The sequence below is a fragment of the Nocardia sp. NPDC005998 genome (genome assembly GCF_040614395.1).
GTDB lineage: Bacteria > Actinomycetota > Actinomycetes > Mycobacteriales > Mycobacteriaceae > Nocardia.
Genome location: NZ_JBEXUI010000051.1, coordinates 31178 through 52530, shown reverse-complemented (window position 1 = coordinate 52530; position 21353 = coordinate 31178). Strand labels below are relative to the sequence as shown.

Annotated in this window: 20 protein-coding genes and 1 pseudogene; 6 read left to right on the top strand and 15 right to left on the bottom strand. The window is 64.7% G+C overall.

Annotated elements, in window-relative coordinates; genetic code table 11:
- From ABZ293_RS38140 to ABZ293_RS38130, 3 genes and pseudogenes are all read left to right on the top strand, one after another.
- Positions 1-240, top strand: a pseudogene (locus tag ABZ293_RS38140) (cytochrome ubiquinol oxidase subunit I); the annotation flags it as partial.
- A gap of 150 nt (positions 241-390) precedes the next feature.
- Positions 391-1374 carry an endonuclease/exonuclease/phosphatase family protein gene (locus tag ABZ293_RS38135; protein WP_355188925.1) on the top strand — a complete coding sequence of 328 codons (984 nt, stop codon included), beginning with the start codon at positions 391-393 and terminating at the stop codon, positions 1372-1374.
- Positions 1375-2112: 738 nt separating this feature from the next.
- Positions 2113-4071, top strand: coding sequence for a cytochrome c oxidase assembly protein (locus ABZ293_RS38130; protein ID WP_355188923.1), 1959 nt, complete (start codon positions 2113-2115; stop codon positions 4069-4071).
- A gap of 1 nt (position 4072) precedes the next feature.
- Here the strand turns inward: ABZ293_RS38130 and ABZ293_RS38125 are convergent, their stop codons facing one another.
- The 5 genes from ABZ293_RS38125 to ABZ293_RS38105 all read right to left on the bottom strand — a co-directional run bounded on the left by ABZ293_RS38125 (position 4073) and on the right by ABZ293_RS38105 (position 10420).
- The gene (locus ABZ293_RS38125) at positions 4073-6421 is read right to left on the bottom strand and encodes a heavy metal translocating P-type ATPase (protein WP_355188921.1); all 2349 of its coding nucleotides are present in this window, start codon (positions 6419-6421) and stop codon (positions 4073-4075) included.
- Between the two features lie 14 nt (positions 6422-6435).
- The gene (locus tag ABZ293_RS38120) at positions 6436-7194 is read right to left on the bottom strand and encodes a zf-HC2 domain-containing protein (protein ID WP_355188919.1); all 759 of its coding nucleotides are present in this window, start codon (positions 7192-7194) and stop codon (positions 6436-6438) included.
- 224 nt (positions 7195-7418) lie between these two features.
- On the bottom strand, positions 7419-8255 hold the full coding sequence (locus tag ABZ293_RS38115; RefSeq protein WP_355188917.1) for an ABC transporter ATP-binding protein: 837 nt from the start codon (positions 8253-8255) through the stop codon (positions 7419-7421).
- Entirely contained in the window at positions 8252-9298 is a 1047-nt protein-coding gene (locus ABZ293_RS38110; protein WP_355188915.1) for an iron ABC transporter permease, read from the bottom strand. The genes ABZ293_RS38115 and ABZ293_RS38110 overlap by 4 nt, the downstream gene beginning before the upstream one ends.
- Positions 9299-9301: 3 nt before the next feature.
- Positions 9302-10420, bottom strand: coding sequence for an ABC transporter substrate-binding protein (locus tag ABZ293_RS38105; protein WP_355188913.1), 1119 nt, complete (start codon positions 10418-10420; stop codon positions 9302-9304).
- A 243-nt stretch (positions 10421-10663) separates the two neighbouring features.
- Here ABZ293_RS38105 and ABZ293_RS38100 point away from each other — a divergent pair, with 243 nt between their 5' ends.
- Complete coding sequence (locus tag ABZ293_RS38100; RefSeq protein WP_355188911.1) at positions 10664-11011, top strand: STAS domain-containing protein; 348 nt, start codon at positions 10664-10666, stop codon at positions 11009-11011.
- A gap of 337 nt (positions 11012-11348) precedes the next feature.
- On the opposite strand, the gene ABZ293_RS38095 is transcribed toward ABZ293_RS38100, so the two are convergent.
- The 3 genes from ABZ293_RS38095 to ABZ293_RS38085 form a co-directional block, all read right to left on the bottom strand.
- A complete protein-coding gene (locus ABZ293_RS38095; RefSeq protein ID WP_355188909.1) occupies positions 11349-12461 on the bottom strand; it encodes a DoxX family membrane protein in 1113 nt (370 codons plus the stop codon).
- Positions 12462-12538: 77 nt separating this feature from the next.
- A complete protein-coding gene (locus ABZ293_RS38090) occupies positions 12539-13402 on the bottom strand; it encodes an alpha/beta hydrolase (protein WP_355188907.1) in 864 nt (287 codons plus the stop codon).
- Between the two features lie 116 nt (positions 13403-13518).
- Positions 13519-14529 carry a sigma-70 family RNA polymerase sigma factor gene (locus ABZ293_RS38085; RefSeq protein WP_355188931.1) on the bottom strand — a complete coding sequence of 337 codons (1011 nt, stop codon included), beginning with the start codon at positions 14527-14529 and terminating at the stop codon, positions 13519-13521.
- A gap of 152 nt (positions 14530-14681) precedes the next feature.
- Here ABZ293_RS38085 and ABZ293_RS38080 point away from each other — a divergent pair, with 152 nt between their 5' ends.
- Complete coding sequence (locus ABZ293_RS38080) at positions 14682-15281, top strand: dihydrofolate reductase family protein (RefSeq protein ID WP_355188905.1); 600 nt, start codon at positions 14682-14684, stop codon at positions 15279-15281.
- Here ABZ293_RS38080 and ABZ293_RS38075 read toward each other — a convergent pair.
- The 4 genes from ABZ293_RS38075 to ABZ293_RS38060 form a co-directional block, all read right to left on the bottom strand.
- Positions 15220-15618 carry a hypothetical protein gene (locus tag ABZ293_RS38075; RefSeq protein WP_355188903.1) on the bottom strand — a complete coding sequence of 133 codons (399 nt, stop codon included), beginning with the start codon at positions 15616-15618 and terminating at the stop codon, positions 15220-15222. The genes ABZ293_RS38080 and ABZ293_RS38075 overlap by 62 nt on opposite strands.
- 1275 nt (positions 15619-16893) lie before the next feature.
- Positions 16894-17145, bottom strand: coding sequence for a hypothetical protein (locus tag ABZ293_RS38070; RefSeq protein WP_355188901.1), 252 nt, complete (start codon positions 17143-17145; stop codon positions 16894-16896).
- Complete coding sequence (locus ABZ293_RS38065) at positions 17142-17621, bottom strand: DNA-directed RNA polymerase subunit beta (RefSeq protein WP_355188899.1); 480 nt, start codon at positions 17619-17621, stop codon at positions 17142-17144. Before ABZ293_RS38065 ends, ABZ293_RS38070 begins: the two co-directional genes overlap by 4 nt.
- A 293-nt stretch (positions 17622-17914) precedes the next feature.
- On the bottom strand, positions 17915-18124 hold the full coding sequence (locus ABZ293_RS38060; RefSeq protein ID WP_355188897.1) for a hypothetical protein: 210 nt from the start codon (positions 18122-18124) through the stop codon (positions 17915-17917).
- A 331-nt stretch (positions 18125-18455) separates the two neighbouring features.
- Between ABZ293_RS38060 and ABZ293_RS38055 the strand changes: the two genes are divergently transcribed.
- Complete coding sequence (locus ABZ293_RS38055; RefSeq protein WP_355188895.1) at positions 18456-19688, top strand: helix-turn-helix transcriptional regulator; 1233 nt, start codon at positions 18456-18458, stop codon at positions 19686-19688.
- 9 nt (positions 19689-19697) lie between these two features.
- Here the strand turns inward: ABZ293_RS38055 and ABZ293_RS38050 are convergent, their stop codons facing one another.
- Genes ABZ293_RS38050 through ABZ293_RS38040 form a run of 3 tightly spaced genes read right to left on the bottom strand, consistent with a single transcriptional unit; the run spans position 19698 to position 21333 of the window.
- Positions 19698-20552 carry a helix-turn-helix transcriptional regulator gene (locus ABZ293_RS38050; RefSeq protein WP_355188893.1) on the bottom strand — a complete coding sequence of 285 codons (855 nt, stop codon included), beginning with the start codon at positions 20550-20552 and terminating at the stop codon, positions 19698-19700.
- On the bottom strand, positions 20549-21088 hold the full coding sequence (locus tag ABZ293_RS38045) for a DUF6879 family protein (RefSeq protein WP_355188891.1): 540 nt from the start codon (positions 21086-21088) through the stop codon (positions 20549-20551). The genes ABZ293_RS38050 and ABZ293_RS38045 overlap by 4 nt, the downstream gene beginning before the upstream one ends.
- Positions 21085-21333 carry a hypothetical protein gene (locus ABZ293_RS38040; RefSeq protein WP_354957318.1) on the bottom strand — a complete coding sequence of 83 codons (249 nt, stop codon included), beginning with the start codon at positions 21331-21333 and terminating at the stop codon, positions 21085-21087. The genes ABZ293_RS38045 and ABZ293_RS38040 overlap by 4 nt, the downstream gene beginning before the upstream one ends.
- Positions 21334-21353 lie beyond the last annotated feature (20 nt).

Sequence of the window (21353 nt, the reverse complement as noted above, 5' to 3'; positions counted from 1 at the left end):
GATCCGTGGGGTTACGGCAACTCGCTGGAGTGGGCCACCAGCTGCCCGCCGCCGCGGCACAACTTCTACGAGCTGCCGCGGATCCGTTCCGAGCGTCCTGCTTTCGAATTGCACTACCCGCATATGGTCGATCGCATGCGCTCGGAATTGCATGTCGGCTGGGGCTCGGGCGCCAAACATGCCGCGGCGGTCGCCGAACACACCGAAGCCCAGGCCGAAGCTCCTCGGGCGGAACCGTAGCCAGTGCCCTACGGGCCATAACGCGCACCCCGATAGCCGCATTGATCGGGGAATTCGAGTAGTCGGTACGCAGGAGTTCGGGTGTCGGCCGAGTAAGAATCGGATCGTAATCGATAAGTCGGTCGGGGCCTGATAGTGGATCGGTGTGTCATGACCACCCTACGTATCGCCACATTCAATGTGGAGAATTTCGACGAGACGGTGCCGAATGCGAGCACGCCGTCATTGGCGGATCGGATCGCGGTAATGCGACCGCAGCTCGAGCGGTTGCGGGCCGATATCTTATGTATGCAAGAGGTGCACGGACAGGAACGGCCGGGCCAGCCGCGGGCGCTACTCGCACTGGCCGAACTGCTCTCCGGCACGAAATTGGCTGGGGCAAATATTGTTTCGACGCAAACCGCCAATGGCGAAGTATTCGATCAGCGCAATCTGGTGCTGGTCACCTCGCTGCCGGTGACCGGGCATACACAATTGCTCAATACACTCGTCGCCGCGCCGATCTATCAGATGCTGACCGCGGATCCACCCGCCGTCGCGCCGCAAGCGATTCGAGTCGAGCGGCCGATTCTGCATGTGGAGCTGAACGTCGACGGCGCACCCCTGCATGTGATCGTGGTGCATCTGAAGTCGAAACTGCCCACCGACATTCCCGGGCAGAAGCTCAATACCTTCACCTGGCGCAGTGCGGGTGCGGCCGCCGAGGGTTCGTTCATCTCGTCGATGAAGCGGATGAGCCAGGCGCTGGAGGTCCGGCGGCTGGTCGATCAGATCCTGGACCAGGACCCGAACGCGCGCATCGTGGTCGGCGGCGACTTCAATGCCACCGCCGAGGAGGTGCCCCTGGTGGCCATTCGCGGCGATGTCGAGGACACCGGCAATGGCGCGCTGGCAGGACGGGTGCTGGTGCCGCTGGAGAACACCATCCCCGAATCCGCGCGGTACTCGCTGTTCCATCAGGGCAAGGGGCAGATGCTCGACCATATCCTGGTCACCCGCAATCTGCTGGCCCACTACCGCGGCGCGGAGATCCACAACGAGCTGCTGCACGACGAATCCGGTGCATTCGCTACCGACGTCAAATATCCGGAATCCGATCACGCTCCGGTCGTTGTCACCTTCGACTTCGCCTGAGCGATTCGCCAAGTTTTGATGATGTCGCGACAGGGAAATATGGACCGGAGATCGGAATAAAAAGGACATAACCGGGTATTCGTCTGTTCCCGGTCCTCGAATTCGAGCGGATATCGACCGGAAAACCCGGTCATCCCCCAACTTTGCGACAGTTCGAAGGGGGCCGAAAGTCCCTAGTAGACTACGTGAATCGCAGAGATGATAGTTGCAAGGCAAATCATAATTGGATGAAACGCTTCTTTCTCGCGTTTCGTGCTCGAGCACCAATTCGGTGCAAGGTTCAAGTGAGAAGGCAAGAAGATGCACACCAAGATCGCAAGTTCCATTGCCGCAACTGCAATCGCACTATCCCTTGGCGTTGGCTCTATAGTGGCTCCCGCCGCCTCCGCGACCGAGGCTCCAGCTCCGGTAACGCCTACCCAGGGGTCGATTGCCATATGCTTCCCCATCTGGCTGGGATCGGTGACCTGGGTCCTGTGTCTGTAGATTTTCCAAGGAACTGAAATAGGCTGGGGTATGGACGAATCCGGTGCGTTCGCCACCGACGTCGACGATCCGGAATCCGATCAACGCCCCGGTCGCGGTCACCTTCGACTTGCCTGAGCGATCCACCATGTGACGCTCGTCGCACCACCTGCGGCCCGGGAACCAGCACCGGGCCACAGGCGACTTATGTGCGAGGGCTGGCACATCCGCGGCCCGTCACACATCTTCGGTTACCCGGATTGGTGGAAAAACGTGCAGGTGAAGCGCTCGCCCGACCACTTCATCTGGCTGATCGCGGCGGTCGCCGCCGGTGCCGTCGTGCTCATCTCCGTCATCGCGGCCGGAGATATGCCCTACCGCCGGGCCGGGCTCGCATATCCGGGCTTCCCCGATGTCCTGATCTATGTCGCGCTGCGGGTGGTGGCGGCGCTGGCGGGCGCGTTCACCGTCGGCGCGTTGATCTATGCGCTGTGCTGCACCGTGGTCACCGCGCGCGGACGCGTCGATGTGGACGGATATGCCGGGGTCCGGGTGGCCGAGCGGGCGAGTCTGGTGTGGCTGGTCTCGGCCCTGATCTTGATTCCGGTCAGCGCGGCCAATGTGGGCGGACTGTCGATGAGCACCGCACTGGAGCGGAGTGCAATCGGCGCGCTGATCGATGCGAGTGAGAAGCCCAAGGCCTGGATCGTGGTCGCGGTGCTGGCCGGTGTCGTCGCGCTGGTGACGCGGCTGACCTTGGCCTGGACCGGTCTTGTGGTACCGACAGTGCTCGCGCTACTGGCGGTGCTGCCGCCCGCGCTGGTCGGCAATGCGGGTGAGGGACCGGATCACGACTTCGGGACCGGCGCGATGATCATCTTCCAGCTGGCGGTCTCGGTGCTGCCGGGCGCGGCCTGGTGTGTCGCGGCGCAGCTGGGCCGTGCGGGTTCCCAGGTAGCGACCGCGGTTCGACGCTACGCCCGCATCGGCCTGTTGTGTCTGGCCGCGGCCACCGTCAGCGGGCTGGTGCTCGGTGCGATCCTGTTGCCGTGGTCGGCGTTGTTCGATACCGGTTATGGGCGGCTTGCGCTGGTGGTGGTCGCGGCGGCCATCGGCATCGGACTGATATTGCGAAAGCTCGCGGCCGAACCGGATTCGTCGCCTCGTACGCGACAGCTGATCGCCGGTTCCGGTGCGCTGTCGGTGTTGGCGACGGCTGCGTTGGTAGCGATGGCGGTACAACCCGCCCCGGCCTTCGCCGATCGGTCGTTCACGGCACAGGAGGTCTTCCTCGGTTTCGACCTGCCGGGCCGGGCCGACCTCTGGCGGCTGATGACCATGTGGCGCTTCGATATAGTCCTCGGCAGCGCCGCGTTGGCCGGCATCGGGTTGTACTTCGCGGGTGTGCTTCGACTGCGGCGGCGTGGCGATACCTGGTCGCCATGGCGCACGCTGTCGTGGACGAGCGGCTGTGTGGTCCTGCTGATTTCGACATCATCGGGCATCGGCAGCTACGGCTACGCCATGTTCAGCATGCACATGATCACGCATATGGCCCTGAATATGTTCGTGCCGGTGCTGCTGGTGCTCGGCGCACCGGTGACCCTGCTGTTGCGCGCCGTGCCCGCGGCCCCGAAGGATGCGGTTCCCGGTGTGCGCGAATGGGTGCTGTGGATCCTGCATTCGCGCCCGACCGCGGTGCTGGCCCATCCCGGCACCGCGATCACGGCCTTCGTGCTCTCGCTCTACGGTCTGTATTTCACGCCGCTGTTCGCGAACCTGATCCGCTATCACTGGGGGCACGTGCTGATGAACGTGCACTTCCTGATCATCGGCTACCTGTTCTACTGGGCGATCATCGGCATTGATCCCGGCCCGCGCCGCCTGCCGCATCTGGGCCGGCTCGGCATGCTGTTCGCCATCATGCCGTTTCACGCCTTCTTCGGTGTCGCGGTGATGTCGATGAACACCATTATCGGCGAGCGGTTCTATCAACAACTGGAACTGCCATGGCACCTGGACGTAATGGCCGATCAGCGGGTCGGCGGCGGCATTGCCTGGGTCTCCGGTGAAATCCCGATCCTGCTCGTGGTCGGCGCACTGCTGACCCAATGGGTGGCACAGGATCGCCGCACCGCGGTGCGCACCGACCGCAAGGACGACGAGTACGGGGATTCCGAACTCGCCGCCTATAACGCGATGCTGGAGAAGTTGGCGCGATCGCGCCGCTGACTCAGCGTACGAGCCGAACGCGACGCAGTCGAAGGCTATTGGAGACCACGAAGAACGACGAGAACGCCATGGCCGCACCGGCGATCAACGGGTTGAGGAACCCGAGCACGGCCACCGGAATGGCGATCACGTTATAGCCGAAGGCCCACACCAGATTTCCCTTGATGGTGCGCAGGGTGGCGTGTGCGAGTTCGATGGCATCGGCGACCGCCCCGAGATCGTCACGCACCAGGATCACATCGGCGGCCGCGATCGCGACATCGGTGCCCGCCCCGATCGCCATGCCGAGGTCGGCGGTGGCCAGCGCCGCCCCGTCATTGATGCCGTCGCCGACCATCACGATACGGCGGCCCTGCTCCTGCATGCGGGCGATGAGTTCGACCTTGCCCTCCGGAAGCAGTTCGGCGACAACCTCATCGATGCCGATCTCATCCGCGACCGACTGGGCGGCATAGGCATTGTCACCGGTGAACATCATGACGCGCAGGCCGAGCGCGTGCAGTCGGGCGATGGCGTCGGCGGCGGAATCCTTGACGGTATCGGCGACCGCGATCACCGCACTGGCCACACCGTCGACCGCGACGAGCACCACGGTGCGTCCGGACCGTTCCTCCTGGCGCACAGCGTGACTCAGCGGTCGCGGCACGTCGATACCGCGAGCGTGCAGCAGGCGCAGGCGCCCGACTATGACCTCGCGGCCCGCGACGATGCCACGCGCGCCCAATCCCGGTAGCGCCGTGAAGGATTCGACCTGCGGCAGTTCGTTCCGCACTGCGGTGGCGTGCCGGGTGATGGCCGCGGCAACGGCGTGTTCGGAGGCCGCCTCCACCGCACCGGCCAGCCGCAACACCTCGGCTTCGGTCAGCGTGTCGGTGACGGTCACCGCGACGACGCTCATGACCCCATTGGTGACCGTTCCGGTCTTGTCCAGCACCACCGTATCCACATCGCGGGTGGCCTCGAGCGCCTGATGGCCCTTGATGAATATGCCCAGTTGCGCGCCGCGTCCGGAGGCCACCATCAGCGCGGTCGGAATCGCCAGCCCCAGCGCGCACGGGCACGCGATCACCAGCACCGCCAAGGCGGCCGCGGCGGCCCGGTCGATACCGGAACCGAGCAGCCACCAGGTGAGGAAGGTGCCAGCCGACACGGCGAACACGAATGGAACGAATACCGCCGAGACCCGGTCGGCGATGCGCTGCATGCGCGCCTTCCCGGTCTGCGCCTGCTCGACCAGCCGGATCATGCCGGACAGCTTGGTATCCGCGCCCACCGCGGCGGCCTCCACGATCAGGCGACCGGTGAGTGCGGTGGTGCCGCCGATCACCGCCATCCCCTCGGTCACATCGACCGGTATGGATTCGCCGGTCATGGCACTGGCATCGACGCTCGACGCACCCGAGACCACCAGGCCGTCGGTCGCGATGGTCTCGCCGGGCCGCACCACGAAGCGCTGTCCCTCGACCAGTTCACCGATGGGGACACGCATTTCGCGATTGTCACGGGTCAGCACGGTGACCTCACGGGCGCCCAGCGCGGCGAGCGCCCGCAGCGCGCTGCCCGCCGACCGCTTGGCTTTAGCCTCGAAATACCGTCCGGCGAGCACGAAGGTGGTCACGCCAGCGGCGGCTTCGAGATAGATCGAATCACCGGACCAGAACGCGTCCCATACGCCATCGGGAGTTGCGGTCCGCTCCGCGTGCAGGAACATGGTGTCCAGCGACCACAGCGTCGCGGTCGTCACACCGACCGATACCAGGGTGTCCATGCTCGCGGTGAAATTCTTCGCCCCCGCCAGCGCCTTTCGGTGCAGCGGCGCGGCCGCCCACACCACCACCGGCAGTGCGAGCACGGTCAGCATGACCTGCCAGCCGGTGATCCTGGCCGCTGGCACCATGGCGAACATGACCGAAAGATCGGCGAGGGGGAAGAACAGCAGCAGCGCGACGACCAAGCGGCGGAACAGATCTCGGACCGCGGCCTCCTCGGGGGCCGCGGAGATCGGGCCGGTGCCCTCGGTGATCGGCTGCGCGCCGTAGCCCACCGCGACCACCGCGGCGCAGAGCTGTTCGGCCGAAATATCCGCGGCGGCATCGACGGTGGCGATGCCGGTCGCGTAGTTCACCGATGCCAGCACGCCGTCGACCCGGTTGAGTTTGCGCTCCACCCGATTCGCGCAGGCGGCACAGGTCATGCCGGAAACCGCGAGCGAGATGCGAACGGTGCTGCGCTGCGCCGCGGTGGCGAGGTCGGGCTCGTCCGTCGCGCGACCGCGCTCGGTCAATGCGGTAGGCCCACCCGTCGCCCGACCGCCACCCATTATCGAATCGCTGCGCGATGCTGTGTCCATTTGGTTCCGTTCGGTCAGGCGGCGGGGTCTTGGGTCGAGCGATGCTGGGTCGAGCGCAGATGGCCGGTGCGGCGGCCGAATCGGGCGCCGGGTGGCAGGACGAGTTCGGCGGGCACCGGATTGCTCGTGCGGGTCGGCGGTGCGGTCTCCGGTCGGCGGGTGCGATGTACCACCACGACCAGCACCAACGCGGCGACCAGGATGCCGTGCGAGAGCACCCGAGAGACCGTCACCACTCCGGAATACAGGTCACCGATGACGAATGCGGTGAGCGTCGCGACCAGTACACCGAGCACCGGCAGCACGCCCGAGGTCGCGTGCGGCCGCATCGCGCAGTACATGAATCCGATACCGATCGCCAGACTCCACGCGGTGGACTCGTTCATCAGATGCCGGGTCAGCTCGGCGCCGTGGTGGTGGGTCATGCCGAAGTCGAATCCGGCGAACTGGCCGATCGCCAATGCGCACTGCACGATACCGAGCAGGCCCAGCAGCAGCCGGGTCCATTCGGACCAGCCAACTCCGGACAGTGCGGTGCGCCAGCGCGATCCGCGCGGGCGCTCCAGGTCGGCGGCGGCGAAGATGGCGTCGGTGAGATCGGGCGCGTAGCCCGAACCGCCGCGCAGCAGGCGCGAGATCGCCACGGCGGCGGCGTACCAGGAACAGCACTCCGGGCACTGTTCCAGGTGTTCGTCCACGCGCGCCGCGGGCACGGTTTCGCGTTCGCCATCGATCCGCGCCGATAGCGCGGTTCGGCATACCTTGCACTCCACGTCCACATTGTCGGATCGGCGCACTACAAAGTTCCCGCGGGTTGTATCTGATGGCGGCGCAGCCGGGCCACGGGCTCGCCGAGATCGTGGGGCTGAAGTTGCTGCTCGAGGATCTTTCCGACGATCGGCGCGAGGTCCCATCTTCGAGGCCGCACTTGCGTACCCCGCGTCGGTGCCCGATCCAGTGCGGAGCCCGACCGGCAGCGCAGCCCCCGAGCCGGCAGTCACTCGGAGGCCAAAGGCTTTGCGGCGTAATGCAATCGGACGACGCCGTCATTGTGTTGCTCGGCCCGCGCATTGACGCCGAAGACAGTGCGCAGCAGCTCGGGCGTCATTACCTCGAGTACCGTCCCCGCCGCGACGACCCTGCCGTGATCGAGCACGACCAAACGATCACAACACCGAACCGCGAGGTCGAGTTCGTGCAGCACCGCGAGTGTGGTGATCCCGGTCGAGCGAACCAGGTCGAGCAGTTCGAATCGGGCGCGCACGTCGAGATGGTTGGTCAACTCGTCGAGGACGAGCAGCCGCGGATGCTGTGCCAGCGCCCTGGCCAGCAGCACGCGCTGGCGCTGGCCGCCGGACAGGGTGCCGATGGGGCGATCGGCGTACGCGGTGACACCCGTTCGCGCCATGGCCTTTTCGACGGCCGCGTGATCGGCGACGGTATCGCGGCTGAAGAGCGCGTGATGTGGATTGCGGCCGAGGCCGACCATTTCCGCGACGGTGAGCTCGGGCGATCCGGCCCCGTTCTGCAGGACCGCGGCGGTGGTCCGGGCCGCTGCCCGCACGGACATTCCGGTGATATCCGCGCCGTCGATCAGCACCATGCCCCGATCCGGCCGCAACGACCGGTAGATCGTGCGCAGCAGCGTCGTCTTACCGCTGCCATTCGGCCCGACCACGCCCACCACCGACCCGGGCGGGGCCTGCAACGTCACCGCATCCAATACCCGCGCACCCCCGATCGCCACGCTCACCCCGACAACCGATAGCTCGGCGGTGCGGGCATCACGTGGCTCAACCGAGCTGCCCGATTCATGGAACGGTGGCCCGCTCATGCGATGGCTCCGTCGCGGCGCAGCAGCCAGAGGAAGAAGGGTGCGCCGAAGGCGGCGGTGAAGATGCCGAGCGGGAGTTCGTTGGGCGCGTCGACAGTGCGCGAAAGCAGGTCCACCGCAACCAGATACGCCGCGCCGAGCAGTGCCGCCAGTGGCAGTACCCGGCGGTGGTCCATGCCGAATGTCAGGCGCACCAGATGCGGAACCATCAAACCGACGAAGCCGATTCCGCCCGCCACCGCGATCAGTACGCCGGTCAGCAGGGAGGCGAGTACGAGCAGGACCATGCGGGTGGTGCGGACGTCGACGCCCAGTGCGGTGGCCTGCTCATCACCGGTGCCGAGCACATCGAGGCGTCGGCCGAAGGCGAGCACGAGCGCGACGGCAACGAGAACGACCAGCGTGACCGGGCCGAGTCGCGACCAGCTCGCACCGGACACACTGCCCATGGTCCAGAACATCACCGCGCGCAGCTCATTCGGGGTGGCGCGCAGTTGCAGGTAGTTGGTCGCCGCCAGCAGCAGATATCCGACGGCGACACCGGCCAGTACGAGGCGGGTGGGGGCCAGCGTGCCGCGCCGCTGTCCGAGTGCGAAAACCACTGCGGCAGTGCCGATCGCCCCGAGGAAGGCCGCGCCGGATACGCCGATACCGCCGAGTGCCGCACCGGCGGTGGCGATCACCGTCACCGCACCGAGTGAGGCGCCGGAAGACAGCCCGAGCACATAGGGGTCGGCGAGCGGATTGTTCACCAGCGCTTGCAGAATCACGCCGGAGACCGCGAGCCCGCAGCCGCACAGCGCGGCCAGGATGACCCGGGGCAGCCGATAGTTCCAGACGATCTGGTCGACGGTGAATCCGACATCCGGTGTCCTACCTGATAAGTGGGCGAAGATGACCCGGCCGGTATCGGCGATCGACACGGTGACCGATCCCGCGCCGATGGATACCAGCATTGCCGCGCACAGGATTGCCACTGCGCCGGCGATCGCGACGGGCAGGGATGTGGTGGCCAGCAGTCGCTGTTGTCGAAGGGTGCGCATCGGTCAGAACTGTTCGGGGTGAACGAGCCTGGCGATCTTCGCCACCGCTATGTCATTGCTCGGGCCGAGGTAGATCGAGTCCGAGAGCACCGTGTAGTTGGTGTTCTTGCTCGCATTCCACTGCGGGAACTGTTCGAGGATCCGCTTTGCCGTCCCGTCGATATCGGAATTGCGGTAGTTGACCACGATCAGGCCGTCGATCGGGGTGACGGCGAGCTGCTCCTTGCTGATCGTCACGAAAGTCGTACCGTCCGTACGGTTGAACGGGTTCACCGCACCGGCCCGCTGGATGATGTCGTTCCAGATGCCGCCCGCCGCAATGGCCGAGAAGTCGCCCGTACCGCCCATATCCATGCCCGGGAAGATGAGCAGCACATTCTTCTCGGGCTGTCCGGCGACCCGTGCGGCGGTCTCGGTGATCTTGCCCGCGATATCGTTGATGAGCTGTTCGGCGCGGCCGGGTACGTCGAAGATCGTCCCGAAGTCGCGCAGCATGGCGTAGCTGTCCTCGATGGTCGGTGTGCCGGTGACCGCACCGGTCATACCGCAGTTCGCCCGGGGCACATAGGTATTGGCGCCCGCATCGGACAGCTCCGCGCGGGTGGCGAAGCCCTGATCGGCCGAGAAGCCGCCACCCCCGGTGGAGATGACGAGATCGGGTCGCTGGGCGAGCATGGCCTCGCGGGGGATGTCCTGCAGGTTGTTCGGGGTGATGCCGCCGGTCGGGAGTGCCGCGATGGCGCCGGCGCGGCCGGGCACCTCGGAGGTGCCGTAGGACTGGGCGTTGGCGATGACGCGGTCGCCGACGCCGAGCGCGATCAGAGATGAGACCTCGCCGATGGACCCGCCGTTCATCACCGCGACTCGCTTCGGTGCCTCGGTGAAGGTGTAGCTCTTACCGCAGTTCTCGATGGTGATCGGATATTTGGTGCTGCCCTCGGTCGCGGCGGGTGCGGTGGTCGCGGATTCGGTGATCGTGGTCGAACATCCGGTGACGGCAATGGCGCCAATGGCCATGGCCAGCACAGCGGCACGTTTCAGAGGCGGGGTCGAGCTCTCGATGCGTCCGGCGCGGTCGCCATTGGCCGCACGCCGACGTGCTGCCAGTGCTGTATGTTGCATGATCACTTGGTCGTCCGATACGGCGGTCCGGTTCCCGGGAATCGCGGCACGCGCTGTCTCTGTACAGACCCGGCGGACCCTGCTTCACTGGTGTGACCAGGTCTGCACCCGGACCGCAGGAGCCAGCGCATGTCCACCCACTTCGCTTATCCGGCAGGGCGACCCGCTGACCGTGATCGACCGGAACACGGTGAGTGCGTCGATATTTCGACCGCGCCCCGAGCTCGGAGCATCCAGTTCTCGGTGAGCCACCCACGCCGCGATGTGACGCTGGTGGTCGTCGCTGGCGAAGTCGATCTGTGCACCGCGCCACAGCTGCGGGATAAACTATTGCGCGCCTTCGATTCTCCGGAATCGACCATGGTCGTCGATCTCTCACCGGTCACCTTTTTCGCCGCCGCCGGGCTCACGGCCCTGATCGAGGCCCAGGCGGCAGCCGAAAAGGCCAATCGCCGAATGGTGTTGATCACCACTGTGCGCTGTGTCGACCGCGTCATCGAGATCACCGGGTTGTCCACGACGTTCCGCCGCGTCGGTTCCCTGGCCGCGGCACTCGCGGACACGACGCCGGGATGCGCGGCGCCGGCGTAGTTCCGGTGATTGCGCTGGCGTGACTTAGTGGTGCCGTCCTTCGGTTCGGGTTGCTGGCTGCGGCGCTCGTGGGCACTATGCCGGGATGTGCGGCCCGGGTGTAGTTCCGGTGATTGTGCTGGCGTGACTCGGTGGTGCCGTCCTTCGGTTCGGGTTGCTGGTTGCGGCATTCGTGGGCACTATGCCGGGATGTGCGGCCCGGGTGTAGTTCCGGTGATTGTGCTGGCGTGACTCGGTGGTGCCGTCCTTCGGTTCGGGTTGCTGGTTGCGGCATTCGTCGGCACTACGCCGGGATGCACAGCCCCGGTGCAGTTCTGGCGATCGTGCCCGGCGCAGGTCAGTGGCGCCGCCCCTCGACGCGTGCCCTGGCCTGCGCAATCCGCTCCTGCGCCAGCGCCATTCGCTCCTGGGCTATGTCGAGGCGGCGCAGGGCTCTATCGATCCCAGGCTGCGCCTTCTGAGCTCGGCGCTCGGCCTTCGCGGCCAGGCGCGCACCACGCTTCTGCGCCTTCGCCGACAGCCCGGCGCCGCGCGTGCGCGCGGTCGAAGCCAATTCGGGCCCACGCTCTTTGGCGAGTTCGGCGAGTTCGGCCCCGCGGTGCTGAGCCTTTTCGGCGAGTTCGGCTCCACGGTGCTGAGCTTTTTCGGCGAGTTCGGCCCCGCGATGTTGGGCGATCTCGGCCAGCAGCGTGCCGCGTTCGCGTGCGACCGAGGCAATTTCGGGCCCGCGTTCCTTGGCGAGTTCGGCGAGTTCAGCAGCCTTCTCGGCCAGCTTCGCACGGCGTTCCTTGGCGAGCTCGGCCCATTCGGGGCCGTACTCCTTGACCATATCGGCGATTTCGGAGCCTCGCTCCTGCGCGACCGCGGCGACCTTTGCCGCGGCGACATCGCCGAGTTCCCTGGCGCGCAGGGCGGTGTCGTGCGCATGTCGACGCAGCGCCTCACCGGTCTGCGAATCCGCCGCCGCGAACGGCAAGGCGGCCGAGACCGCCGCGCTGGCATTGCTCGCGGCGCGGCGGCCACGCCAGCCGAGCGAGGGTTTGCCTCCGGTATCCGCGCTGGCGATCATCAACCCGCCGAGCAGACTCACATCCTTGAGAAAGGCGTTGCGCTTGGCCAGCCTGCGATCCGGATCCTTCTCCGCCCAGAAGTCCTGTTCGGTGACCGTTGCGGGAATCACCGTCGCGGCAAGGGTGAGCGAGGCCAGCCGCGGCATTTTGCCGAGCGCAAGCAACGCACCGGCCGAGACCTGGGCGATCGCATTGATCTTGACGGCTGTCCCCGGATCCGATGGCAGTTTGGCGGCGAAATTATCGGGCAGTGATTGCTGGCCCTGCTGTACCAGCCCCGCGGCGGCCTTGGTGCGCTGCTCGGGGTGGGCGAGTGCGTCGACACCATCGGCGACGAATGCGGTCGCCAGCAGTGGACGGGCAAATCGGCGTAGCAACATGACGTCCCTTTCCTCGGTGTTTGAGGTTCGGTTTCCCGCGCTTCGCTTCGCCAAACAACCATATCAACACCCTGGAATCAGGGTTTGACCTGGTCTTTCTCCGTTCGGTACGGCCGCACCTCCTTGGCGGCGAGGAAGGTGGTGATGGCATTCGTCACGGTCTGCGGCTCCTCAACCATCGGCAGATGTCCGCATTCGGTTAGCTGGATCCGGGTGTGTGTCCGCAGTGTCTCGTCGAGTTGAGCGCCCGCGCGCGCCGACAGGATGCGGTTCTGCTGACCCCAGATGGTGCAGATCGGCGGGAACCCGGGGCCGGGAGTGAACACATCGAGTTCGGCATAGGTCGGGAAGTCCTGCACCAGCCCGTGCAGCGCCTGCAGCCGCCCCTTATCGCCCCAGTGTGCCCTCAGGCGCGGCGAGCGGTGCAGATTCCGGCGCCGCCCGTCCGCACCCAACTGGTCGGCAACGATTCGGGAGACGACCGCATCCGGCAGCGCGAGCCTGCGCGCCACCGGTGCGAGCGGGAGCCTGGCATCGACCCAGGCCAGTCCGGCTTGGCGTCCGGCGCGGACGGTATGCCAGGTCAGCGGGTTGCACAGCACCAGAGCCCGGACGTTGTCCGGACGCGCCATCGCATACCGCAACGAGGTGGCGGCCCCGAGGCAGTTGCCGATCAGCACGACATCGGTGAGATCCTGCGCGGCGAGGAAGGCCTCGAGCATCCGCACATAGTCCGCGAGCCGGTAGCCGTCGGCCGGCTGGTCGGATTCACCGTAACCGGGCAGGTCGAGTGTGAAAACCTCGTAGTGATGCCGCAATTCGCCGACCTGATCGTCCCAGATATGACGCTGGGTGCCCGCATTGTGCAGCAGCACGAGGGGTGCCCCGCTGCCGACCCGGTCGTACACCACATTCCGACCCTGGTGCGCAAATATCGCCACATCGCCTCCTTGCGAGTGGATAGGCGAACACCTGTGTTCGCCAGTAACAGATAAGGTAGCGCGGATCGAACGGCGACGCGAATCGCCGAGTGGCCGGTCGGTATGGCGGGGCGGACCTACTGTGCACTCGGGAGGGATTGCGGCAGGCCGAATACGGGGAGGACGGTGTTTTCGAAGCGGGTCATGGCGGCGATTCGGTCACCGGCGAGAGTGAGGACGAAGAGGCCGGATCCGTGGCTACCGGTGGAGGGGTGTCGGTAGACCCCGAATGCCGGCTGACCGTTGGCTCGCGTCGGCACCAGTTCGAATCTCTGTACCGAGCCGAAAATGAGTGCGAAGAAGCGGGCCACAATGTCTCGGCCCTGGTATTCCAGCGGTATCGGTGGCATCGACATGAAGACGTCGTCGGTCAACAGAGCCACCAACGCGTCGATGTCGGCAGATTCGTAGGCGCTGACGAACTTCGCCACGATCGCGTCCTCGGCAGGTGAGTCGCTGGCAGGCGGCCGCTCTCGGGCAGTAGTCACCGGCAGTTGGCGCTGCATTCCTGCACGCGCGCGTTTGAGGGCGCTTTTGACCGATTCGACTGTCGTGTCCAGCATGTCGGCTACTTCGTTCGCGTGGAATCCGAGGACGTCGCGCAGGATGAGGACGGCGAGTTGGCGAGGCGGCAAGATCTGCAGGGCGGTCACAAAGGCCAGGGAAATGGATTCGGTTTGCTCGTAGCGCGCCTCCGGACCGAGCGGCACACTGATCGCACCATCCAACAGGGCGTCGGGATAGGGCTCGAGCCAGTGGATTTCGCCGAGTCCGGTGGGTTCCGGTAGTTCGATTCCCGGGATGTCCCACTGCTTTGCAGGACGTCGGCGAGCAGAGCGCAGCGCGTCGAGGCACCGGTTGGTGGCGATGCGGTAGAGCCAGGTGCGAAGTGAGGCGCGCCCGTCGAATCGTTCGAGACCTCGCCAAGCGGCGAGCATCGTGTCCTGGAGAACATCCTCGGCATCCTGAAACGATCCGAGCATCCGGTAGCAGTGCACCTGTAGCTCGCGACGGTGTGGCTCGGTCAGCGCTCGGAATGCCTCGCCGTCGCCGGCCTGCGCCCTCGACATCAGGTCCGTTCGCGCCAACTCCACTCCCGCCACCTCATTCCTTGTGTGCAGTTCCATCCTGTATGGACGTCGGCCAGGCCGCGAACGGGGCGGTCGCGGAGCGCCTCCTTTTCCGATGCCGCGGCGTCTAGACCAGTGATAGCCGACAACATTGTTCAAGGAGCACGGAAATGGGAAAGATCATCCTCACCTCGAATGTGACGCTCGATGGAGTGGTCCAAGACCCGGACGGCGCGGAAGGCTTCGAGCGGGGCGGCTGGTTCCACCAGTCCGTCGGGGCCGGGGACCTCCAAGATTGGACCGCCCGCGAGACGCAGGAAGCCCTCGATGCTGAGGTGCTGCTGCTGGGCGGGCGTACCAATGAGTGGTTCGCAGACCGGATGACAGAGCGCAATTTGGCGGAGGGTCGTGTGAGCCCCGAGTGGGCGAACAGGGTGAGAAGCATGCCCAAGTACGTCGTGTCGTCGACTCTGGAAGATCCGCGTTGGGGCAACGTCACGGTCCTGGGCGGTGAAGTGGTGAAGGAGGTTTCGGAGCTGAAGCGGAAAGTGGACGGGGAAATCCTGATCTACGCCAGCTATCAGCTCGCGCGCACACTGATAGAACACAACCTGCTCGACGAACTGCGGCTGGTAGTTTTCCCGGTCGTGCTGGGAACCGGCCTGCGTTTCTTCGACGAGACCAGCGACAAGAAGCCGCTGCACCTGGTCAACACACGAAAGATGGGTGACGGCCTGCTGTTCTACACCTACGAATTCGTGCAAGGCTAACGACTGTAGACGGCGGCGAAGTCGCGTTCGCCGGTGTTGAAGTAGCGTCCCCGTTTCGACGGAATTCGGGGAGAAGCTTGATGGCGGGCGGGTTGATGGGGTCGCGGATGCTGTCGCAGGTCATGAACGAGACCCACTCGGTGTTGATGTCGAACTCCATCGCCCGCACCGCCCCCGCACGGTGCAGCAGTTCGGCGCGGGTGCGCACGGACAGCGCAGGGCCCATGGCGTAGACGATGTTTCCGTCCGCGGTGATGTCGACGCCGGAGCGCCAGACGAAGTAGCGATTGTCGACGGTGAAGCGTAGGAACCGCAGTCCGAAGTTGTAGAAGGCCATATTGCGCAGGTGTGCACCGGCATCGGAAAAGTCCAGTTGTACACCGGGATCGGCCGCGAACCTGTCCAGCACCTGCGGCCGGTGGTTGGAAATGGTTGTCCGCCAACGCACTTTGCCGCAGTCAGCCTCAGTTCAGAGCAACTTGCACAGATCGCTGGTAAACCCGCGACCTCCTGAGGTTGTCGGTCATGGGGCGCACTGATTCTGGTTCGACCCAACCCGAATTCGTTAACTCGTCAAGCGGTCTCCATGGCGAGATCGACTCCGGCGCAGTCCGTCCGGTCGCGGGACGCACGTTCTCCCCTAATGACAAGCCCCCGACCTACTGGGCTGTCGGGGAAACGGGTTCGTCGGCTCCTTATGTCTGCACCTCAGTAGGCTCCAACGGCCCAGGGGCACCACTCGACAACTCCGGCAGGTGGGCGTAAGGAGGAATCCAGTTCCTACCTTCGCTCGGAAGGTCGGCACCTCGGATTCCGAGATCAGCACGTGCACAGGTGTAGAAGTCATTTCGAAGGGAGCCCAGGAGCCGATACTGGTGCAGGAACGACTCCTGACTCGGAGTCTCCTCAAGCACCATGAAGCCGAAATCGTATGCGGCCATGTGCCAGCGCCGAGCGGCAGCAATGGTTTCCGGAGAGCCAAGAAGCAGTACTTGCTCCCACTTCACAGTCCGCTCAGCCTCGGCATCGGCGAGGGCATTGGGTGCAAGCGGTTCGTCCGCCGGCGTAGTCAGATTGGGCAGGCCCCTCTCCGCAGCGTGGCGAAACAGCACCTCCAGCTTAGATTTCACCGAGTTGCCATACTCGCTGTACGCGACTAGGCGCTTGTCGTCCCAGCGCGTGTCGATAGTTCGTCGCCACCTGGATCGCTCAACGTAGGTCGTAGCCGCGAACGTAGCGCCCGCGCCCAACAGGACCCCAGCGAGCGTAATCAACTGCTGCAGTATGGGTCCCATAGCAAGATTGTGGGTTGCACCCGACCTATCACGCAAGATGCCTTGCCCTAGCTGCGACAGTCGACAATCGCCGATTCTGGCGATTTGCGCACAGAGATCGACTGCGGCGCAGACTGTCCGGCGTAATGCGGGGCCGCGAGTTCCCCCTGGTAACAGACGCAACCTAATGTGGCGTGCCCGATGTTCGGCAACGAAGATCAGTGCGGCGGTCAGGCATGCGGCGAAGTCCGTTCGTACGCCGTGGACGAATACGCTGAGGTGTACGTCCGGTTCGTGCGGTCGCGGCGAAATGTCTTGGTGCTGTGGGGTTTGCGGGTTCATTGTTCCTCGATGTCGTAGACGCTGGTCGGTGTGATGGTGATTGCGTCGGCTTTGTCGAGGTCGGTGTCCGAGTCGGATATCCAGCCGTCGGTGACCCGGCGCAACGAGCCGTCTGTGCCCTGGTAGATCGGCGCGCTATCTATCGGAGCGAAGCCGAGCTTGTCTTGGGTGTCGGCGTGGAATTCCGCGAGCAATGCCCGCACGGATGGGGTGATTTCGCGCCGCTGGGGCTGGACATCGGAAATCACGCCCGTGTCACCATTGGAGACCGGCCCGAACCGGCGCAAGCGCGGATGGCGTCGACTACGACGAGCCCGGAGGGGCGGAACGTGCAGCGTGGTGATTCGATCCAGCATCGGAACTCCACGTGTTGATCTGCGGGGCTCGGCAACGCGATGGTGCCGCCGGTACGGACCACCGAGACGTTGAGCCGGAACATTTTCGCGAAAAGATAGTCGTCATCGGGCAAGTCGGGCCGCACGAGGTAGCTCCAGCGAGATGATCGAGGATGGGACAGGATCGGACCGATATCGCGGTCTTCGCGTTGCATGTGTGCCTTCACCGCTTGTCCGAGCGGGAAGGGCATCATCAGCGCCCAAATGAAGTCGGCGCGCATAATGATCCGGCCCAAATGTGGTGGGTCGATGGTCGCGGGCAGATCGCACACTTGCCGGTAGTAGACGCAGCGTGATGCGGGTGTGTCCCCAAATGCTGTGTACTCCATGAGTTTTAGACCCTCTGGTCGTGGTGGTCGGTGCCGGGTGGCTCGGTGGTGCTCCATTCGCGTAGCGCGTCGGCGAAGAGTTCAACCACATCGATGGTTGCGCCCGTGTACGGGGCTGGTGGTCCGATGATCGGGATTCGCTGTGGAAGTTCATGTTTCGGCATCAGTCGACCTCCCGTACCTCGATGGTTCAAGGATTGGCCCAGCCCCAGTACCATCAGCATCGCGGCCTGAGCCGTGCTGAGTCATGGCGGTGTCCCTTCGGGTTGGTTGCTCGGTAGGCGAAGGAGGGATCACCGCGGTTTGGTGTTGGAGGGAACGGTGCGGCCGGCTTCGACGAGAACCTGGAGTGCGGCAGCTTTTCTCGGGCAGCGCCTCGCCCAGCAGGCGACGTGGAATCGCATGATCTGGTGGGCTTGACCGGAGCTGAACGGTTCTGTCGGCGCCTGGTGATCTTCCTGTTCGATGAGCACGTTCAGCTGGTGGATGGCGAGCGAATGCATAGCGGATCTCTTCCGGTTCGGGGCTTCTCGACCGGTGAGGCCGAGGCGGTGGTACCCGGTACCGGGGGCGTTTGCTACCAAACCCCAGGCCGTCCAGGGGCCGGTACGCCTTCCGAGGGGTAAAGGCGTCACCCCGGTACCGGGTACCGGTCCCGACCGTAAGCCGCCGTTTGGGTCGTTGACCGGCACAAATAGCCGAACCTTCTGAAAAATAACTGAGACCGTATAAGGTGCTTTCGGGGGTGAAAAGCGTTGCCGGGCAAGGGGTCCGGATATCCGAATCGTTCTTGCAGATGCACGTTCATGAGAGAGCGGAGACAGCGGGATGCACATGAAAACGGGCGAGGTCATCCGCCGTATCCGCAAGTCGCTCGGCATGACCCAAGCCGAACTGGGAGCCATTCTCGGCTATACCCAGCCCGCCATTTCTCAGCTTGAACATGGCGGTGCCGCAGTGCACGACGTGCGGATACTACGCCGAGTAGCCAAGGCGCTCCACGTTCCACTTGCCATACTGGTAGTGGAGTCTGACGAGGAGGCGGATGTGAACCGTCGCAATTTCCTACGAACTGGTGCCATCGGTGCTGGCGCGGCAATCAGTTCGGCAGCGGCTCAGCAGGCAGGGGCGAGCACCCCGTCAGCAGCGGGCAGCGTCCGCATCGGTGCCAGCGACGTCGCCGAGATCAACGCGACAGTGAACCAGATTCACGAACTGGACCTGCTCGTAGGCGGCGACCGGCTGTGCCGGGTAGCAGCCAATGAAGTGCGCTACGTCGGGCAACTGCTGGACAACGGCACCTACACCGACGAAGTGGGCCGAGCCTTGACCACTGCCACGGCTGAGATGATGACCGCCGCAGGTTGGGTCCACTACGACGCTGGACGACTGGACGATGCGCGTCGCTTCTATGCCGATGCCGCTCAAGCCGCCACCGCGGCCGGTGATGGCATCGCGGTGGCGCATGCCCTGGGCAACGCGAGTTCCTTGCTGACCGAATGGAATGGCGGCACCCCGGCAGGCACACGGCAAGCGGTGCAATATGCCCAAACAGCTTCGCGGGCTGCGATGAGTCACGGTGGCCCAAAGCTGCGTTCGCTCATGGCGATTCGTGAAGCAGATGCGCTGGGGATGCAAGATCCGAGCGGCAACAAATCGGCCGTGACGGATGCACTCAGCCGGGCCTACCGGGCGTATGAATCCACTCGCGGGTTCGATCCGGAATGGGTCTATCTGCCAGATGCCTTGCTGAGCGGTATGACCGGGATCATGCATATGTACCTCGGCGAACGTACGGCTGCGTCGGAACAGATCCGGGCGGCGATCGACGGATCGGCGGCTTGGCCGCGGGAACAAGCAGAGTGGCAGGTGCAGCTTGGCCGCAACCTGGTGCAGGCCGGAGACATTGCCGAGGGCTGCCAGGTGTTGACCGACCACTACGACGCGATCAGTCAGATCGGGTCGACACGGGTTCATCAGAAGCTGGACACCGTCGCCACGGCGGTCCGGCCGCATGCCAAAGTGCCGGAAGTACGGGAGTTCCTGGGGATGTTGGCGGCGCGCTGAGGCGGTGAATTACGTGCCGCCACTAGCGGATCGTGGTTGCCGTCGCCCCATTGCTTGACCGATTAGTACCCGAGCGGCTTCACCGATCACCGCCTGCCCAAGGAGCGTTTGGAATACCTGTTCATAGAGCACCAGTTCCCGCGGTTGGGTGATGGTCAGTTCAGCCGAGATCGTTTCGACGTGGGCGACCCTGCGGTCGAAGATGACGAAGTTCGTCGTCGGCACCTGGTAGTCAGACATGGTCGGGATGACGCTTACCACTACATTTGGCAGGCGCATCACGCTCAGGAGGTGATCCAGCTGGCCGATCATGATGTCGTCAGATCCGACCGTGGTGTACAACACCTGTTCGGCCAGAACGAAATTGAACCGGTGGTTGCCGTGACGGAGAACCTGCTGCCGTTCGATCCGGGCAGCGATACCCTCGTCGACTGGTTCATCGTGGCTATAGAAGGCTGACACCTTGCCGAGCATCGCCCGCATGTACTCCTTGGTTTGGAGCAGGCCCGGCATGATGACCGGCTCGAACCAGCGGGTCAGCCGCGTCTCGGCTTCCAGTCCGTGAAGTTGCTGCTGCTTGCGCCGTATGCCGGCGATTCGTTTCCATTCGACATAGGCCGCTTCAACATTGCGCAGCGTGGCGATCAGATCGGGCACCTGCGGCTTGGCCTTGCAGTGGCGGCACCAGATCCGGATGTCAGCCTCGGACGGTGCCTGCTTGCCGATCTCGATCTTGGATATCTTCGAGGAGTGCCACCCCGTCAGCTCGGCCAGCTGGACGCCAGAGAGGCCCGCGTCTTTGCGCAGTTCCCGAAGACGGGCGCCTAACGCCTCTCTGGCATCACGAACGCTGGAGCTGGTCACTTGGCAGCCGCGAAGTCGCTCTCCACGTAGTCAGCGTGCGGGACACCGAGGCCCCACACTTTGTCACGAATGGCGACGCAGTGAGCCGCGATCACCGGATCCTCGGTGACGGCGAACCCGCCGAAGTCACCATCTTCTTTGAAGGTGACGAAGACGACTAGGCGGTCATCAAACAGCCAGTAGTCGTCGCCGGCCAGCTCGGCGGAGTCGATCAGGGGGCGCGGCAGCCACTTGATCTCCTCGCCCGCTTGGATGTTCAGCGGGGCGATCGTCAGGCCGAACCGGGTGTAGTCCACATGCGGAATACTGACCAGCCGGACGCGATGAACCTGCTTGCCGGTTGACGTCACCTCGTTGATCAGGGTATCCCAGGAACGGCACCACTCGTAGTCGTCGGGCTCTCCGGCCAGAAACTTGCGGAACGGTTCATGCTCGTCAGCGACGAGGTACTCGTCCTGGGTTTCCAGGTGAAAGGCCCGCTTCCAGGCACCAGCGCGGAAGAGGTCGACGAATTCCTCGCCCTGGATCAGCTTCATACGGGCCGGATTTCCTTTCCTATTGGCACCTCGATGGCGGTTTCATGGTCGGGGAGGTTCATCTGCTGCAAGGCTTCCAGATCGGTCACCGGGGTGCCGCTGAGGGTGAAGGTTCCGCGTCCGGTATCCGTCAGCTCGGCACCGAGGCAGGTCCCCTGCTCCAGGAAACCCAGCAGCATATGGGGGATCTCGATCACCGAGCCGTCCGGCCCGATACGCCACCCCTGGATGACATACGTCCCCATGTCGGAAGCGAAAAGCGTTG

What these genes read in the sequence shown, in the direction of transcription:
- ABZ293_RS38135 (WP_355188925.1), top strand. Translation starts at nt 391, where the DNA reads ATGACCACCCTACGTATCGCCACATTCAATGTGGAGAATTTCGACGAG.
- ABZ293_RS38125 (WP_355188921.1), bottom strand. Translation starts at nt 6,421, where the DNA reads ATGGACACAGCATCGCGCAGCGATTCGATAATGGGTGGCGGTCGGGCG.
- ABZ293_RS38115 (WP_355188917.1), bottom strand. Translation starts at nt 8,255, where the DNA reads ATGAGCGGGCCACCGTTCCATGAATCGGGCAGCTCGGTTGAGCCACGT.
- ABZ293_RS38110 (WP_355188915.1), bottom strand. Translation starts at nt 9,298, where the DNA reads ATGCGCACCCTTCGACAACAGCGACTGCTGGCCACCACATCCCTGCCC.
- ABZ293_RS38105 (WP_355188913.1), bottom strand. Translation starts at nt 10,420, where the DNA reads ATGCAACATACAGCACTGGCAGCACGTCGGCGTGCGGCCAATGGCGAC.
- ABZ293_RS38095 (WP_355188909.1), bottom strand. Translation starts at nt 12,461, where the DNA reads ATGTTGCTACGCCGATTTGCCCGTCCACTGCTGGCGACCGCATTCGTC.
- ABZ293_RS38080 (WP_355188905.1), top strand. Translation starts at nt 14,682, where the DNA reads ATGGGAAAGATCATCCTCACCTCGAATGTGACGCTCGATGGAGTGGTC.
- ABZ293_RS38075 (WP_355188903.1), bottom strand. Translation starts at nt 15,618, where the DNA reads ATGGCCTTCTACAACTTCGGACTGCGGTTCCTACGCTTCACCGTCGAC.
- ABZ293_RS38065 (WP_355188899.1), bottom strand. Translation starts at nt 17,621, where the DNA reads ATGGAGTACACAGCATTTGGGGACACACCCGCATCACGCTGCGTCTAC.
- ABZ293_RS38060 (WP_355188897.1), bottom strand. Translation starts at nt 18,124, where the DNA reads ATGCATTCGCTCGCCATCCACCAGCTGAACGTGCTCATCGAACAGGAA.
- ABZ293_RS38055 (WP_355188895.1), top strand. Translation starts at nt 18,456, where the DNA reads ATGAAAACGGGCGAGGTCATCCGCCGTATCCGCAAGTCGCTCGGCATG.
- ABZ293_RS38045 (WP_355188891.1), bottom strand. Translation starts at nt 21,088, where the DNA reads ATGAAGCTGATCCAGGGCGAGGAATTCGTCGACCTCTTCCGCGCTGGT.
- ABZ293_RS38040 (WP_354957318.1), bottom strand. Translation starts at nt 21,333, where the DNA reads ATGGGGACGTATGTCATCCAGGGGTGGCGTATCGGGCCGGACGGCTCG.